At 45.6% G+C, this 14,222-nt stretch carries 10 protein-coding genes; 6 read left to right on the top strand and 4 right to left on the bottom strand.

The features are described from left to right. Nucleotides 1-25: 25 nt before the first annotated feature. The 3 genes from gcvP to R8O70_RS13265 all read right to left on the bottom strand — a co-directional run bounded on the left by gcvP (nucleotide 26) and on the right by R8O70_RS13265 (nucleotide 4,746). Nucleotides 26-2,890: an aminomethyl-transferring glycine dehydrogenase gene (gene gcvP, locus R8O70_RS13275; RefSeq protein WP_042520777.1), complete on the bottom strand. Its 2,865-nt coding sequence runs from the start codon at nucleotides 2,888-2,890 to the stop codon at nucleotides 26-28. 126 nt (nucleotides 2,891-3,016) lie between these two features. Then, on the bottom strand, nucleotides 3,017-3,397 hold the full coding sequence (gcvH, locus tag R8O70_RS13270) for a glycine cleavage system protein GcvH (RefSeq protein WP_005376432.1): 381 nt from the start codon (nucleotides 3,395-3,397) through the stop codon (nucleotides 3,017-3,019). Nucleotides 3,398-3,450: 53 nt separating this feature from the next. Further along, nucleotides 3,451-4,746, bottom strand: a complete 1,296-nt coding sequence (locus R8O70_RS13265) for a serine hydroxymethyltransferase (protein WP_005376430.1) — start codon at nucleotides 4,744-4,746, stop codon at nucleotides 3,451-3,453. 379 nt (nucleotides 4,747-5,125) lie between these two features. On the opposite strand from R8O70_RS13265, the gene R8O70_RS13260 reads away from it, so the two are divergent. Both R8O70_RS13260 and gcvT read left to right on the top strand, forming a co-directional pair. Beyond that, nucleotides 5,126-5,749, top strand: coding sequence for a helix-turn-helix domain-containing protein (locus R8O70_RS13260; protein WP_005376429.1), 624 nt, complete (start codon nucleotides 5,126-5,128; stop codon nucleotides 5,747-5,749). 260 nt (nucleotides 5,750-6,009) lie between these two features. Next, nucleotides 6,010-7,128 carry a glycine cleavage system aminomethyltransferase GcvT gene (gene gcvT / locus R8O70_RS13255; protein ID WP_017820967.1) on the top strand — a complete coding sequence of 373 codons (1,119 nt, stop codon included), beginning with the start codon at nucleotides 6,010-6,012 and terminating at the stop codon, nucleotides 7,126-7,128. A 71-nt stretch (nucleotides 7,129-7,199) separates the two neighbouring features. On the opposite strand, the gene vdeR is transcribed toward gcvT, so the two are convergent. Then, nucleotides 7,200-7,928, bottom strand: coding sequence for an efflux transporter transcriptional repressor VdeR (vdeR, locus tag R8O70_RS13250; RefSeq protein ID WP_005376423.1), 729 nt, complete (start codon nucleotides 7,926-7,928; stop codon nucleotides 7,200-7,202). Nucleotides 7,929-8,088: 160 nt separating this feature from the next. Here vdeR and R8O70_RS13245 point away from each other — a divergent pair, with 160 nt between their 5' ends. The 4 genes from R8O70_RS13245 (at nucleotide 8,089) to R8O70_RS13230 (ending at nucleotide 14,168) form a co-directional block, all read left to right on the top strand. Continuing rightward, complete coding sequence (locus R8O70_RS13245) at nucleotides 8,089-9,162, top strand: efflux RND transporter periplasmic adaptor subunit (protein WP_318184205.1); 1,074 nt, start codon at nucleotides 8,089-8,091, stop codon at nucleotides 9,160-9,162. Next, the gene (locus R8O70_RS13240) at nucleotides 9,162-10,223 is read left to right on the top strand and encodes an efflux RND transporter periplasmic adaptor subunit (RefSeq protein WP_017820964.1); all 1,062 of its coding nucleotides are present in this window, start codon (nucleotides 9,162-9,164) and stop codon (nucleotides 10,221-10,223) included. The genes R8O70_RS13245 and R8O70_RS13240 overlap by 1 nt, the downstream gene beginning before the upstream one ends. After that, on the top strand, nucleotides 10,223-13,282 hold the full coding sequence (locus R8O70_RS13235) for an efflux RND transporter permease subunit (protein WP_005376413.1): 3,060 nt from the start codon (nucleotides 10,223-10,225) through the stop codon (nucleotides 13,280-13,282). The genes R8O70_RS13240 and R8O70_RS13235 overlap by 1 nt, the downstream gene beginning before the upstream one ends. Before the next feature lie 175 nt (nucleotides 13,283-13,457). Beyond that, the gene (locus tag R8O70_RS13230) at nucleotides 13,458-14,168 is read left to right on the top strand and encodes a hypothetical protein (protein ID WP_213867693.1); all 711 of its coding nucleotides are present in this window, start codon (nucleotides 13,458-13,460) and stop codon (nucleotides 14,166-14,168) included. Nucleotides 14,169-14,222 lie beyond the last annotated feature (54 nt).

The raw sequence follows: 14,222 nt of genomic DNA, 5'->3' as shown, positions 1-14,222 counted from the left end.
TTTGTCGATTTAGAGGCTACAAAAATTAATCTTCGTAGTTATCGATGCTTGGGCATGAACAGATTAGGTTACGGTCGCCGTATACGTTATCTACGCGGTTTACCGTTGGCCAGTACTTCCAAGATTTGGTCGCTTTAGACGGGAAGCAGCCAATCTCGCGAGAGTAAGGGCGGTCCCAATCTTCAGCTGAAAGATCAACTTGTGTGTGTGGCGCGTTAACAAGTGGGTTGTTATCCAGTGGCCATTCACCGTTTTTCACTTTCTCCATTTCTTCGCGGATAGCGATCATCGCATCACAGAAGCGGTCCAGCTCTTCTAGATCTTCCGATTCCGTTGGCTCAACCATTAGCGTGCCCGCTACAGGGAACGACATAGTTGGCGCGTGGAAACCGTAGTCCATTAGACGCTTCGCGATGTCTTCTTCGCTGATACCTGTTTCTTCTTTCAGCGGACGAATGTCGATAATACATTCGTGCGCTACGCGGCCATTTTTGCCACGGTAAAGAACAGGGTAGTGTTGGCGAAGTGTTTCCATCACGTAGTTTGCGTTCAGAATTGCTACTTTTGTTGCATCTGTTAGGCCAGGTTCGCCCATCATTGCGATGTAAGCCCAAGAGATAGGTAGGATAGAAGCGCTACCCATATCTGCTGCTGATACTGCGAAATCTGCGCCTTCTACACCGTCTTCAATATGCCCTGGTAAGAAAGGAGCTAGGTGAGATTTCACACCGATAGGACCCATACCCGGACCGCCACCACCGTGCGGGATGCAGAAGGTTTTGTGTAGGTTTAGGTGAGAAACGTCTGAACCGATGAAGCCTGGTGATGTTAGACCAACCTGCGCGTTCATGTTAGCGCCGTCTAGGTAAACCTGACCGCCAGCGGCATGAACCATTTCACACACTTCTTTCACTTTCTCTTCGTAAACGCCGTGCGTAGAAGGGTAAGTGATCATAATGCTTGATAGGTTGTCTTTGTGTTTCTCGATTTTCGCTGCTAGGTCGTCGATGTCGATGTTGCCTTCTTCATCACACTTAACCACAACCACTTTCATTGACACCATAGATGCTGTCGCAGGGTTAGTACCGTGCGCAGAGCTTGGGATCAAACATACGTTGCGGTGACCTTCGCCACGGCTTTCGTGGTAGCGTTGAATCGCGATAAGGCCTGCGTACTCACCCGATGCACCAGAGTTTGGTTGTAGTGAGAATGCGTCATAGCCAGTGATTTCACATAGCTTTTCTTTAAGGTCTTTTGCGAGTGCTGCGTAACCAGCTGCTTGTTCTGCTGGTGCGAACGGGTGGATCGAACCAAACTCAGGCCAAGTTACTGGAATCATCTCTGCTGCTGCGTTCAGCTTCATCGTACAGCTGCCCAGTGGGATCATGCCGTGCGTGAGTGAGAAGTCTTTGTTCTCTAGCTGTTTTAGGTAACGCATCATCTGTGTTTCGCTGTGGTGCGTGTTAAACACAGGGTGTGTTAGATATTCTGTTGTGCGGCGCAATGCTTCTGGAATGGCTGCAAACTCGTTGCCTGCGATTTCAGTTGATAGTGCTGCGACTTCTTCTTTCACACCGAATACTGCGAATAGGGCTTCTACATCTGCCACGGTTGTGGTTTCGTCGAAGCTCACACCTAGCTGAGTACCCAACTTACGTAGGTTGATGTCTGCGGCTAGTGCTTTCGCGTATAGGTCTTCAGTTTGTGCACCTGTGTTGATAGTGATGGTGTCGAAGAAGCTGTTGTGAGCAAGCTCGAAGCCGCCTTTAGTTAGGCCAGCGGCTAGGATGGCTGTCATGTGGTGCGTACGACGAGCAATCGTGCGTAGACCTTCTGCGCCGTGGTAAACCGCGTAGAAAGACGCCATGTTCGCTAGCAGTGCTTGAGCAGTACAGATGTTTGAAGTCGCTTTTTCACGACGGATGTGCTGTTCACGCGTTTGCATTGCCATACGCAGTGCTTGGTTACCGTTGGTATCGATAGAAACACCGATAACACGCCCAGGCATTGTACGCTTGTGCTTATCACGAGTTGCCATGAAAGCAGCGTGTGGACCGCCGTAACCCATCGGCACGCCAAAACGTTGTGCTGAACCGATTGCTACGTCTGCGCCCATTTCACCTGCAGGTTTAAGTAGGGTAGAAGCAAGAAGGTCCGTTGCTACAGTCACTAGTGTTTTGTTTGCTTGCGCTTTAGCGATGATGTCCGTTAGGTCACGAACTTCACCTGTTGTACTTGGGTATTGAACTAGTGCACCGAACACGTCTTGCTCTGGTAGTGATTCTAAAGAACCAACCAAGACTTCAAAGCCGATGAATTTCGCACGAGTTTTTACCACTTCGATGGTTTGTGGGTGAACGTCGTCAGCAACGAAGAATACGTTGCTCTTGCTTTTACCCGCACGCTTACAAAGTGTCATCGCTTCTGCTGCTGCCGTTGCTTCATCGAGCAATGACGCGTTCGCGATTTCCATACCAGTAAGATCCATCACCATTTGTTGGTAGTTTAGAAGTGCTTCTAAACGACCTTGTGAGATCTCTGGTTGGTAAGGGGTGTAAGCAGTGTACCAGCCCGGGTTTTCCATCACGTTGCGTAGAATCACATTCGGCGTGAAGGTGTTGTAGTAACCCTGACCAATGAATGTACGTTTAACTTGGTTCTGATCGGCGAACTTACGCATTGCTGCCAGCATGTCTGCTTCGCTTTTCGCTTCTGCCAAGCTCATTGGTTGCTCTAGGCGAATTTGTGCTGGTACGGTTTCGTCGATAAGCGAATCTAGGCTAACTGCGTTGATCGCTTCCAACATTTTCTGTTGGTCAGATTTGTTTGGTCCATTGTGGCGAGCAACGAACTCGTTTTGTGTGCTGAGGCTTTGAAGTAATTCAGTCATTGTCCTTTACCTACTCCTTGGTTCGGGTAACGGATTTGCGTTACTGATAAATTAAATTATACGTCCGAACCTAGAAAAAAAGCTGTTCTCTAAACAGGTTAGGGAACAGCTTTCGTCACATCCTAATTACTCTTCTTCGATAGAGTTTAGGTATTCGTCTGCGTCTTTCAGGTTATCTAGTTCAGATACATCAGACATCTTCACTTTTACGATCCAGCCACCTTCGTACGGCTCTTCGTTAATTAGCTCTGGGCTGTCTTCTAGTTCTTCATTGATTTCTACGATTTCACCAGTGATTGGTGCGTAGATGTCTGACGCTGCTTTTACAGATTCAACGAGAGAGAAGCTTTCACCTGCTTCAACTTCGTCTTCTACGTCTGGTAGGTCAACGAATACCACGTCACCTAGCATTTCTTGTGCATGCTCAGAAATACCAATTGTTACTGTGCCGTCACCGTTGTCACGTACCCACTCGTGGCTATCTGCAAACTTCAGTGTTTTGTCCATTGCTTAATCTCCGAATAACTTGTCAGGAATTATTATGATTTCAAAAAAATCGTTTACTGGTATAGAGGAAAGCGACTGCAAAGTTCTTTTACTTCTTTGCGAACGCGTTTTTCAACTTCTGCGTCACCTTCAGGGTTGTTCACTAAACCGTCCAGTACGTCACCAATCCAATTACCGATGAGTTTGAATTCTTCAGCGCCAAAGCCGCGGCTTGTACCCGCAGGCGTTCCTAAACGGATGCCCGATGTAATCATAGGCTTCTCTGTATCGAATGGGATGCCATTTTTGTTACATGTGATCCCAGCACGCTCTAGAGCTTCTTCTGCTTTATTGCCTTTCAACCCTTTCGGACGAAGGTCAACCAGCATTAGGTGCGTGTCTGTGCCACCAGTTACGATGTCGCAACCGCGAGTTTGCAATACTTCCGCTAGGACTTTTGCGTTATTGATCACCGAATCAATATAAGTTTTAAATTCAGGGCCAAGCGCTTCACCAAATGCGACCGCTTTGGCTGCGATAACGTGCATCAGTGGGCCACCTTGTAGGCCAGGGAATACGGCTGAGTTGATTTTCTTAATGATGTCTTCGTGGTTAGTAAGAATCATACCGCCGCGAGGGCCACGCAATGTTTTGTGTGTTGTAGTCGTAACAACGTGTGCGTGTGGCAATGGGCTAGGGTGTGCGCCTGTTGCGATAAGACCAGCGATGTGCGCCATGTCGACCATAAGAATTGCATTTACTTCGTCTGCGATTTCACGGAATTTTGCAAAGTCGATAGTACGTGGAATAGCGCTACCACCTGCGATGATCATTTTAGGTTGGTGCTCAAGTGCTAGCTCACGAACATCTTCGTAGTTAATTTCTAGTGTTTCGCGATCAACACCGTATTGAACTGCATTAAACCATTTACCAGAAAGTGCAGGGCGTGCGCCGTGCGTCAGGTGACCACCTGCGTCTAAAGACATACCAAGAATGGTGTCACCAGGTTGAAGCAGTGCCAGCTTTACTGCGCCGTTTGCTTGTGCCCCTGAGTGTGGTTGAACGTTTGCGTATTCACAATTGAAAAGTTTTTTTGCGCGTTCGATAGCAATGGCTTCCACTGTATCTACGTGCTCACAACCACCATAGTAACGACGACCTGGGTAACCTTCAGCGTATTTGTTTGTTAGGCATGTGCCTTGAGCTTGCATTACCGCTTTAGAAACAATGTTCTCGGAAGCGATAAGTTCAATTTGTTCGTTTTGGCGAGCGGATTCCGCTTGAATTCCAGCAAAGACAGCATCATCTGTCGCAGAGAGGTTGGTAGAGAAAAAGTTTTCCAAGCTGTGGTTAGGGTAACTCTTATTCATGGTAGTTGACCTTCCAAATCTGAAAATGAACCCGCAATAGATGAGTTATGATTTGCGGTTGTGGTTCATTTGTCCTCAAAAACAGCTGAACTGCGTAGCAGAACAGAGTGAACATCCGGCCCTAAATTTGGGCAAAAACTCCGTTGGATGGCGTGTTTCCTTTACCAATCTCTTACGGAAATATGCATCTCTACATCTAACAAGTTGGTAACATAGCGCCTGTGACGGGAACAATCAACCAAAAATTTCCTATAGGAAACAAGATTTCAAAATTTGTTAACAAGAGCACGCTTTAATTCACTTGGTGGACTTCTATCCACTATGTGCTTCATGCACAATGCGAGTAAGACAAAAAATATGGATATCTATAGAGGGATTTATGGCAGAAAGTATTTACGATGAATACCCATCGATGACGTTGGCAAAAGAGCAACATGACCAAAATATCGAGCCGTTAAAACTGGGCCAGCGTATTAAGGATATCCGCTCGAAACTCGGTATCACATTAGAAGAAGCGAGTCAGCGAACCGGGCTTGCTCGATCTACACTGAGCAAAATAGAAAATGAGCAGATCTCCCCGACGTTTCAAGCGATGCAAAAATTGGCACTAGGCTTACAAATTGACATGCCACAACTCTTTGAGCCACCTAGAAAAAAGGTAGCGACAGGGCGCAGGGATGTTACCAAGAAGAATGAAGGTAAACCACACCCAACACAAACCTATGAACATGAACTGCTCGCGACACAACTTTCCAATAAGAAAATGATGCCGTTTAAGAGCCAAATTCGAGCTCGTAGTTTTGATGAATATAAAGACTGGGTTCGTCATGACGGCGAAGAATTTTTACTTATCTTATCTGGCGAGGTTATGTTCTATTCTGAGTTTTACGAACCTGTTGTTTTAAGCGAGGGAGACAGCGTTTATTACGATGCAAATATGGGACATATGTTGACCAGTGTTAGCGAGGAAGATGCGCTCATTTTGTGGGTGACAGCCAAATAGTGATAAATACTTGTAAATTTCCTATAGTGAAAGCAAACGATTGCTGTTGGTGGTCGTTATGATGAAAAGGCGCTTTTTTGATGAGAACTTGCTCATTAAAGCGCTTTTTTTGTACGATTTGTTGTGATTAAAATGTTAAGAGTCACACTTTTGCAAGTCGATCTACGTCTTGTTCGTGCAAAATAGAATGAGCCATGTTTATTATTGGAAACACATCGAATGCCGATAGCATTCTCGGGTCTATCTAAATGGAGACGAAAATGACTCAAGAACTACTGAAAACACCACTACACGCACTTCACGTTGAAGTTGGTGCCAAAATGGTCCCGTTCGCGGGTTACGATATGCCTGTTCAGTATCCTCTAGGCGTAAAGAAGGAACACTTACATACTCGTGATGCGGCAGGTCTGTTTGACGTTTCTCACATGGGACAGCTTCGCCTAATTGGTGACGGTGCAGCTGCGTTCCTAGAAACATTAGTTCCAGTGGATATTGTGGATCTTGAGTCTGGTAAACAGCGTTACGCTTTTTTCACTAATGAAGAGGGCGGCATCATGGACGACTTGATGGTGGCTAACCTAGGCGATCATCTGTTTGTGGTTGTGAACGCAGCATGTAAAGCGCAAGATATCGCACACCTACAAGCGCATTTACCATCTGGTGTTGAGCTAGAAATTATCGAAGACCGAGCTCTACTTGCAATCCAAGGCCCTAAAGCGGCGGCTGTATTGGCGCGTTTTGCACCAGAAGTTTCTGAAATGCTGTTCATGGATATTCGTAAAGTCGATATTTTAGGCGCCGAGTGCATTGTTTCTCGTAGTGGTTATACAGGCGAAGACGGTTACGAAATCTCGGTTCCTGCTGACAAAGCGGAAGAGCTAGCACGTAAACTGACTGCGGAAGATGAAGTTGAATGGATTGGCCTTGGTGCTCGTGATTCACTTCGTCTTGAGTGTGGCCTTTGTCTATACGGTCATGACCTAGACACAACAACAACACCTGTTGAAGCGAGCTTGCTATGGGGTATCCAAAAAGTTCGTCGTATTGGTGGTGAACGTGAAGGTGGTTTCCCTGGCGCAGACATTATTCTTAAGCAGATTGAGACTAAAGATGTGGCGCGTAAGCGTGTGGGTCTAGTAGGTCAAACCAAAGCGCCAGTGCGTGAAGGTGTTGAACTGTTTGATGCTGACGGCGTTAAAATTGGCGTTGTAACCAGCGGTACGGCGGGTCCGAATGCAGGTAAGCCAGTCTCAATGGGTTATGTTCGTGCGGATTTGGCGGCGATTGGTACTGAAGTGTTCGCTGAAGTGCGTGGTAAAATGCTACCAATGACAGTTGAAAAAATGCCGTTCGTACCACAACGTTACTACCGTGGTTAAAACGAATTGAAACAAAAATGCCGAGCTTTGTAGCTCGGCATTTTTTATGTCTTCTTTTCGCTTGTTTACTTTTAGTTTACTGCTTCATCAATAGTACAGCACATATCAATAACGATATCTTCAAGCTTTTCCGGATGAATCATCTCTTCTTTTGGGATCCCAAATTGAGAGGCCATAATGGTATTAAACAATTCCCAATGCTTGATCAGCAGTTTTTCGCGATTATCTGCAATATCCGGCCATGTTTCTTGCATCATTGGCGCGAGACTGACAGCACCATGTGCGAAGATCAACATTTGCCACTTTGATTCCCACTGATCAAATTGTGCATTAGGGTTTTCGCTGTTGTACTGCTCGAAAATTCCGGTAAATATTGCAGCGAACTCATCTTTTGACTTTAAGAAATACTGCAGCAGAGCACCGTCATCGCCTTGTCGAATGGCATCGGCGATCATCTGTACTGGGTGAGGATTGACGAGAGCAAATGCTAGCATGCGAACCATAAACAGATAAATTTTTCTATTCGAAGGTGTGTTCTCCGGCATTTCATTGATGAGTTCAGCCATATAGCACTGCATGAACTCGTCCATTGCATCGCTAACCGCTTGCCAGATTTTCTCTTTGCTGCCGAAGTGGTGACGGATCAAACTATGTGAAACACCAGCCTTTTCACTGATATTGCGCAGCGAGACACGCTCGTAACCAAGTTCACAAAACATATCTGCTGCCACTTTAAGGATCAGACACTTAGTTTGTTCTGCTGCTTCAGCACTTCTACGCCCCTGCTTTCTTTCATTCATAGTTCGAATTTTCCCGAATATTAATCACGCGCTTACTTTTACCAGAAACCGAACGCTTTGACTAATTAATTTGCTATCCACCTGGAAAATATGTTGATCAATTTCAAATTCTGCTTATACTGCACGGCTGTGTAATATATAAAACCTACGGAGAAAGCGGGTGCGAAAACAATATTTAAAGCGCACTTTAGTTGGCGCAGTGGTGACATTAAGTCTTTCTGGGATGCTAACTGGGTGTAATAAAGCCATTTCTGAGCCGTCTGAACCTTTAATCAAACCTGTAAAATTACTGGCGGTGAAAGACCTAGAACTTGAAGACTCGCACGCCTTTTTAGCGCGTATTGATGCAACACATCGCGCGCAGCTTTCTTTTCAGGTTGATGGAGAGGTTGATGAATTACGTGTACGCATGGGTCAAAAAGTCCAAAAAGGTGAAGTGCTCGCAACGTTAGACCCTAAAGATCTTCAGCTTGCGTTAGATGCCGCTCAAGCGCAGTACGCGTTAGCGAAAACACAATGGGACCGCGCGAAAAACCTTTACGGAAAAAAACTCATTAGTACTGATGAGTACGATCAGAAAGAAACTCAATATAAAGCGGCATTGGCGAACTACGAACAAGCTAAAACCGATTTGAGCTATACCAAAATTCACGCACCGTTTGATGGCATTGTGTCATATACCTATGTCAACCCGTTTCAAGTAGTAGCAGAGAAGCAGGAGATCTTGAATCTCATTGATAACACGACGTTGGATGTGTCGTTCACCTTGCCAGTAAGTTATGCGGAATCTGTATCACTTGAGTCACTGCAAAACTCCGATATGTGGGTGACGATGGATAGCGAGCCAGGAAAACGTATCCCTGGGCAATTTAAAGAAATTTCGACGCAGCCAAACATCGATACCAATAGTTATGAGGCGATCGTGACCATCACTCGACCAGAAGATCGCAATTTGCTGACAGGTATGACTGGGCAGGTACACATTGCTAAACAACATGTATCGGACGCGATGACGTTACCTCAGTCTGCTTGGGTCAACAAAAATGGGACGCAAGGTGAAGTTTGGGTAATGGACAGAAGCACGCAGCAGGTCAATAAAGTCACTGTGTCACTTGACGCAGCAGGTGGTGTGAAAGCCGGGCTTGATAACAATGATTACGTTGTTATTGCTGGTGTTGAGAGACTGGTTGAAGGACAAGTGGTGAAAGCTTGGGTTCGTGAGGGAGGCATTTAATGAAACGTTCTCTACTTACGATCTCTGCGATTGCACTTGCAGTTTTAACAGGGTGCAAAAATGAAAACCAAGCTATCGTCGAGCAGCCACTTTTTGTGTCGACTATCTCGGTGGATGCACCAGTAGAAAGTCAACATCGCGCGTTCAAAGGCATAGTAGTGCCTGCAGAGCAAACGCCAATGGCATTTCGCCGCGCTGGGGAAGTTCAGCACGTATTGGTTAAAGCGGGTGACGTTGTGAAGCAGGGGCAAATGATCGCAAAGCTAGATGATAGCAAAGAGAAGCAAGCCGTGAATGACGCAGAAGCACAATACACACTCGCAATTCGTCAGCTTAAACGCGGTGAAGACTTGCATGCACGTCAAATGATTTCAAAAGCGGAACTTGATGAGCTAACCGCCAATAAAGAGCTAGCTGAGGCTACTTTCTATAACGCGACCAATCAATTGAATTACACCCGTTTATTCGCCCCGTTCGCCGGTAAAGTATCTGATGTTTTCAAAGAACGTTTTGAGCGTGTGGCAATTGGTGAACCCGTGTTAAACCTATACCAAAACGATTTGGTTTACGTGCGTATTGAGCTTTCCGACAATGTTTTAGCGATGGTAGACCCAAACTCAGACAGCATGAGCTACAAGCCTAGAGCAACCTTCTCCGGCATCGATGGCAGATTTGCTTTGGACTATTTAGAGCACACAAGTGAACCCAACGCTGAAACTCAAACCTACGAAATGTACTTGACGATGCCACAGCCAAAAACAGAGATATTGCCGGGAACCAGCGTAAGCGTTTTGGTCGATATGGTGAAGGCGGGCATTACCTCTATTGATGGTTACAGTGTTCCTGTCACGGCGCTTCAAGCAGGCAGTGAAGGGAATGAGTTCTTTGTGTGGAAAAAAGAAGGTGACATTGTCACACGAGTGCCTGTCATGATTTCTCAAGTGAATGGCAATGGAGCCATTGTGTCGTCAGGTGTTAGCCAGGGCGATATTCTGATTAATTCAAATCTGCGTAAATTACGCGAAGGTAAACATGTGGATGTTGTGGAGAATAACCAATAATGAACATTGCTGAGTATTCAATAAAAAACAAAGTCATCAGCTGGTTGTTCATTATTATCCTTGCTGTTGGTGGTTTAACGTCATTTTTGGAGCTTGGACGATTAGAAGACCCGGCATTTACGATCAAAGATGCCATGATCATCTCAACATACCCTGGCGCGACGTCAAAAGAAGTTGAAGAAGAGCTGACGTATCCTCTAGAAAAAGAGATTCGAAAACTCCCTTATATCGACAAAATTACCTCTACGTCTTCTAATGGTATGTCTCAAATAACGGTGAGCATGGAAATGGACTATGGTCCTGATGAACTGCCGCAAATTTGGGATGAAATGCGCCGTAAAATTAATGATTTACGACCATCATTGCCTCAAGGTGTTCAGTCTTTACAGATCATTGATGATTTCGGTGACGTTTATGGCGTGATGTTAATGCTCACTGGTGACGATTACGACTATGTAGAGCTGAAACGTTATGCGGATTACCTGACCCGTGAAATCGAGCTTGTTGATGGTGTTGGTAAGGTAGACATCACGGGCGATCAGCAAGAAATGCTATTCGTTGAGATCTCACTTGATCGCCTTGCTGCACTGAACTTAGACATGAATGTGGTTTCGAGCTTGTTGAACCAGCAAAACAATGTGGTTTCAGCAGGGGAAGTGATGGTCAATGGCGAAAGCCTTGTTATTCGCCCAAGCGGCACCTTAAACACTGTAGAAGCACTAGAAAATCTGATCATTCATGGCCGTGACACAGGAAATCTAATTCGTCTAAAAGACGTAGCAACGATTTCTCGCGGTATTCAAGAGAAGCCAGGCAACGTCGTACTCTTTAACGGTCAAAAAGCGATTAATATCGGTATCTCGTTTGCATCGGGTGTGAACGTGGTTGAGGTTGGTGAACGTTTGGATGCGGAGCTCGCGAGCCTTGAGTCTATCAAGCCTGCTGGCATCGATATGAACTACTTTTACAACCAAGCCAATGAGGTGGATGAATCTGTTAAAGCGTTTGTAATTAGTCTAGCGGAGGCAGTGGCGATCGTAATCATTGTGTTGCTGTTTACTATGGGTTTACGCAGTGGTGTCATCATTGGAGTTGTGTTGTTATTGACGGTATTTGGTACCTTCATTTTGATGAATTACAACAACATCGAACTGCATCGTATTTCTCTTGGCGCGTTAATTATTGCCTTAGGTATGCTGGTTGATAACGCGATTGTTGTCGTGGAAGGCATATTGGTTGGCCTAAAGAAAGGGCGTACCAAAGTTCAAGCGGCTGTCGATATTGTAAAGCAAACACAATGGCCTTTGCTGGGCGCGACTGTTATTGCAATTACGGCTTTTGCACCTATCGGCTTGTCGCAAGATGCGACAGGTGAGTTCATGGGCTCTCTATTCTGGGTGCTGTGTTTCTCACTATTTTTAAGCTGGATTACCGCTATTACACTGACGCCTTTCCTTGCCGATCTTTTGTTGAAAGAGGAAAACAAAGAGCAAGGTACTAGCGAAGATGATCCTTATAAAGGCTGGTTGTTTGTCGTATTTGGGGCATCGCTGAAATTTGCATTGCGATTCCGCTGGCTTACCGTTGCTGGCATGGTGGCGCTATTAGTGGGTGCTGTCGTGGCATTTGGTAATGTAAAACAGCAGTTCTTCCCACCATCGAATACGCCGATGTTCTACGTGGATATGTGGATGCCAGAGGGTACTGACATCCGTGAAACGATCAAAAAAGCTGAAGAGGTCGAAAGCTACATTCGTCAGCAAGATGATATTGACTTTGTTTCTGCTTCGATTGGGCAGGGCCTACAGCGTTTTGCTTTAACCTATCAACCAGAAAAAAGTTACGAAGCGTACGCTCAGTTCCAAGTTCGCGCGACTGATCGTGAGAAAATGTTTGGTTTACTGCATAAGTTAGATGAGAATCTGGCGAAAACATTTGATGCGCCTACGTTCCAGTTTAAATTGATGGAATTTGGTCCATCACCAGCGTCTAAGATCGAAGCGCGTATTACTGGCCCTGATCCACAAGTTTTACGTGACTTGGCGGTGCAAGTTGAAGACATCCTTCATACCGATCCTGGTGCCCGAAACATTCGTCACGATTGGCGAGAGCGCACCAAGGAACTTGTACCCGTTTTCAATGAGTCTAAAGCTCGTCGCTTAGGTATTTCGAAAGAAGATCTTTCAAGCACACTGCAAATGGCGTTTGGTGGTAGCACCTTAGGTTACTTGCGTGATGGTACACATACGTTGCCAATTATGACACGCCTTCCTGAAGAAGAACGCGTAGATTTTGAATCACTACAAAACGTGACCATTTGGAGTCCTTCGTTGCAAACGTATATTCCGGTTGATCAAGTGATTGATGGCGTTCAACTGGATTGGAGTGAGCCGCTAATTCAGCGTCGTGACCGTAAGCGTACGTTAACCGTTCTCGCGGACCATGATGTGTTGAGTGACGACACGGCAGCAAGCTTATTTGCTCGTGTACAGCCTAAAGTGATGGCATTGCATGTTCCAGAAGGGTACGAAATCACATGGGGTGGTGAGTACGAATCATCCAAAGATGCACAAGAAGGCCTATTCGGTTCATTGCCGATGGGTTACTTGTTGATGTTCATCATTACTATTTTACTGTTTAACTCAATCAAAAAGCCGTTGGTCATTTGGTTCACCGTTCCGTTAGCGATCATTGGCGTTGCTTTTGGTTTGCTTACCACGAACATGCCGTTCAGTTTTACAGCATTCCTTGGTTTGTTAAGCCTAAGTGGCATGATTTTGAAAAACGGTATTGTGTTGCTTGACCAAATTAACCTTGAGTTGGAGTCAGGTAAAGATCCTTACCTCGCGATTGTCGATAGTGCGATAAGCCGCGTTCGTCCGGTAAGTATGGCTGCGCTAACGACTATCTTGGGGATGATTCCACTGGTCTTCGATGCCTTCTTTGGCTCGATGGCAATAACGATTATGGCAGGTCTTGGTTTTGCTACTGTACTGACACTGATAGTGGTGCCAGTGATGTTTGCAATTCTGTTTAGGGTAAAACCGACCACTGCATAGGGACTCCTGGCTATTTGCCAGCTTCCTGCCTAGCCCTGAAGGTTTTCTTCGGGGCTTTTTTGATCTTACTAATATATACCAAACCATTCATTTGCTTGATTTTAATGATTTTCTTACGATTACAATGCAAATCATGCGTATACTGATGTAACGACACATCAAAGATTGAGATTACATGAATAAGCGCATATTAAACGGACTCTTCTTCGTTGGTTCTTTCACCTTGGTTGGCTGCACCGCGACGGATAGCATGCCGACACAAACCAAACAACCTGCCCCTAAAGTCAACAGTGTTAGTGCTGAAGTCATTTCCAGTTGGATTGATAGTAAGGTTTTAGCCCCTGAAGGGCTGTCGCTCGAGCAAGACAATCTACGTTATCTATCGGGTAGCGCCGACCTAAACAGCGACGGCAAGGCAGAACACATAGTGTTGCTTCAAGATCGCTATTTCTGTGGTAGTGGTGGCTGCTCTGCATATATGTTTGATAATGAGGGAAACGTTATTAATCGAATGTCGGTAACTCGCACGCCTATTGTACTAGCCGACAGTTACAGTAATGGTTGGCAGGACTTTATCGTTTGGAGTAATGGCTCATATCGACTCATGAGTTACAACGGTGAGTCTTATCCAAGTAACCCGTCACTAGAGCCAAAGGTGGATCGAGACGCTAACCAGCAGGCGGCAATCGCAAATGTAATGGCGACAGAGCTTTATCAGCAAGACGGCTATGACATTCTGCCCGCAGAGTCAAAAACCTTGTGGACGCCAGCTAACGTTTACCACTTTACCTTCAAGCACTACGGTGATCCGCATAGCGCTTATCAAGCAACGGTGGATATGAGCAGTGGGGAAGTAGACATTGTAGCCGTTCCGGCTGCGGAATAAAAAACACCTCCCTTAACCGGAATTAAAGGGAGGTGCTAAATGCCAAATTCGAGG

Origin of the sequence: Vibrio sp. 779(2023) (genome assembly GCF_033344285.1) — a bacterium.
GTDB classification, from domain to species: Bacteria; Pseudomonadota; Gammaproteobacteria; order Enterobacterales; family Vibrionaceae; genus Vibrio; species Vibrio alginolyticus.
The sequence above is the reverse complement of the archived record's forward strand: the minus strand, read 5'-3'. Positions and strand labels throughout refer to the sequence as shown.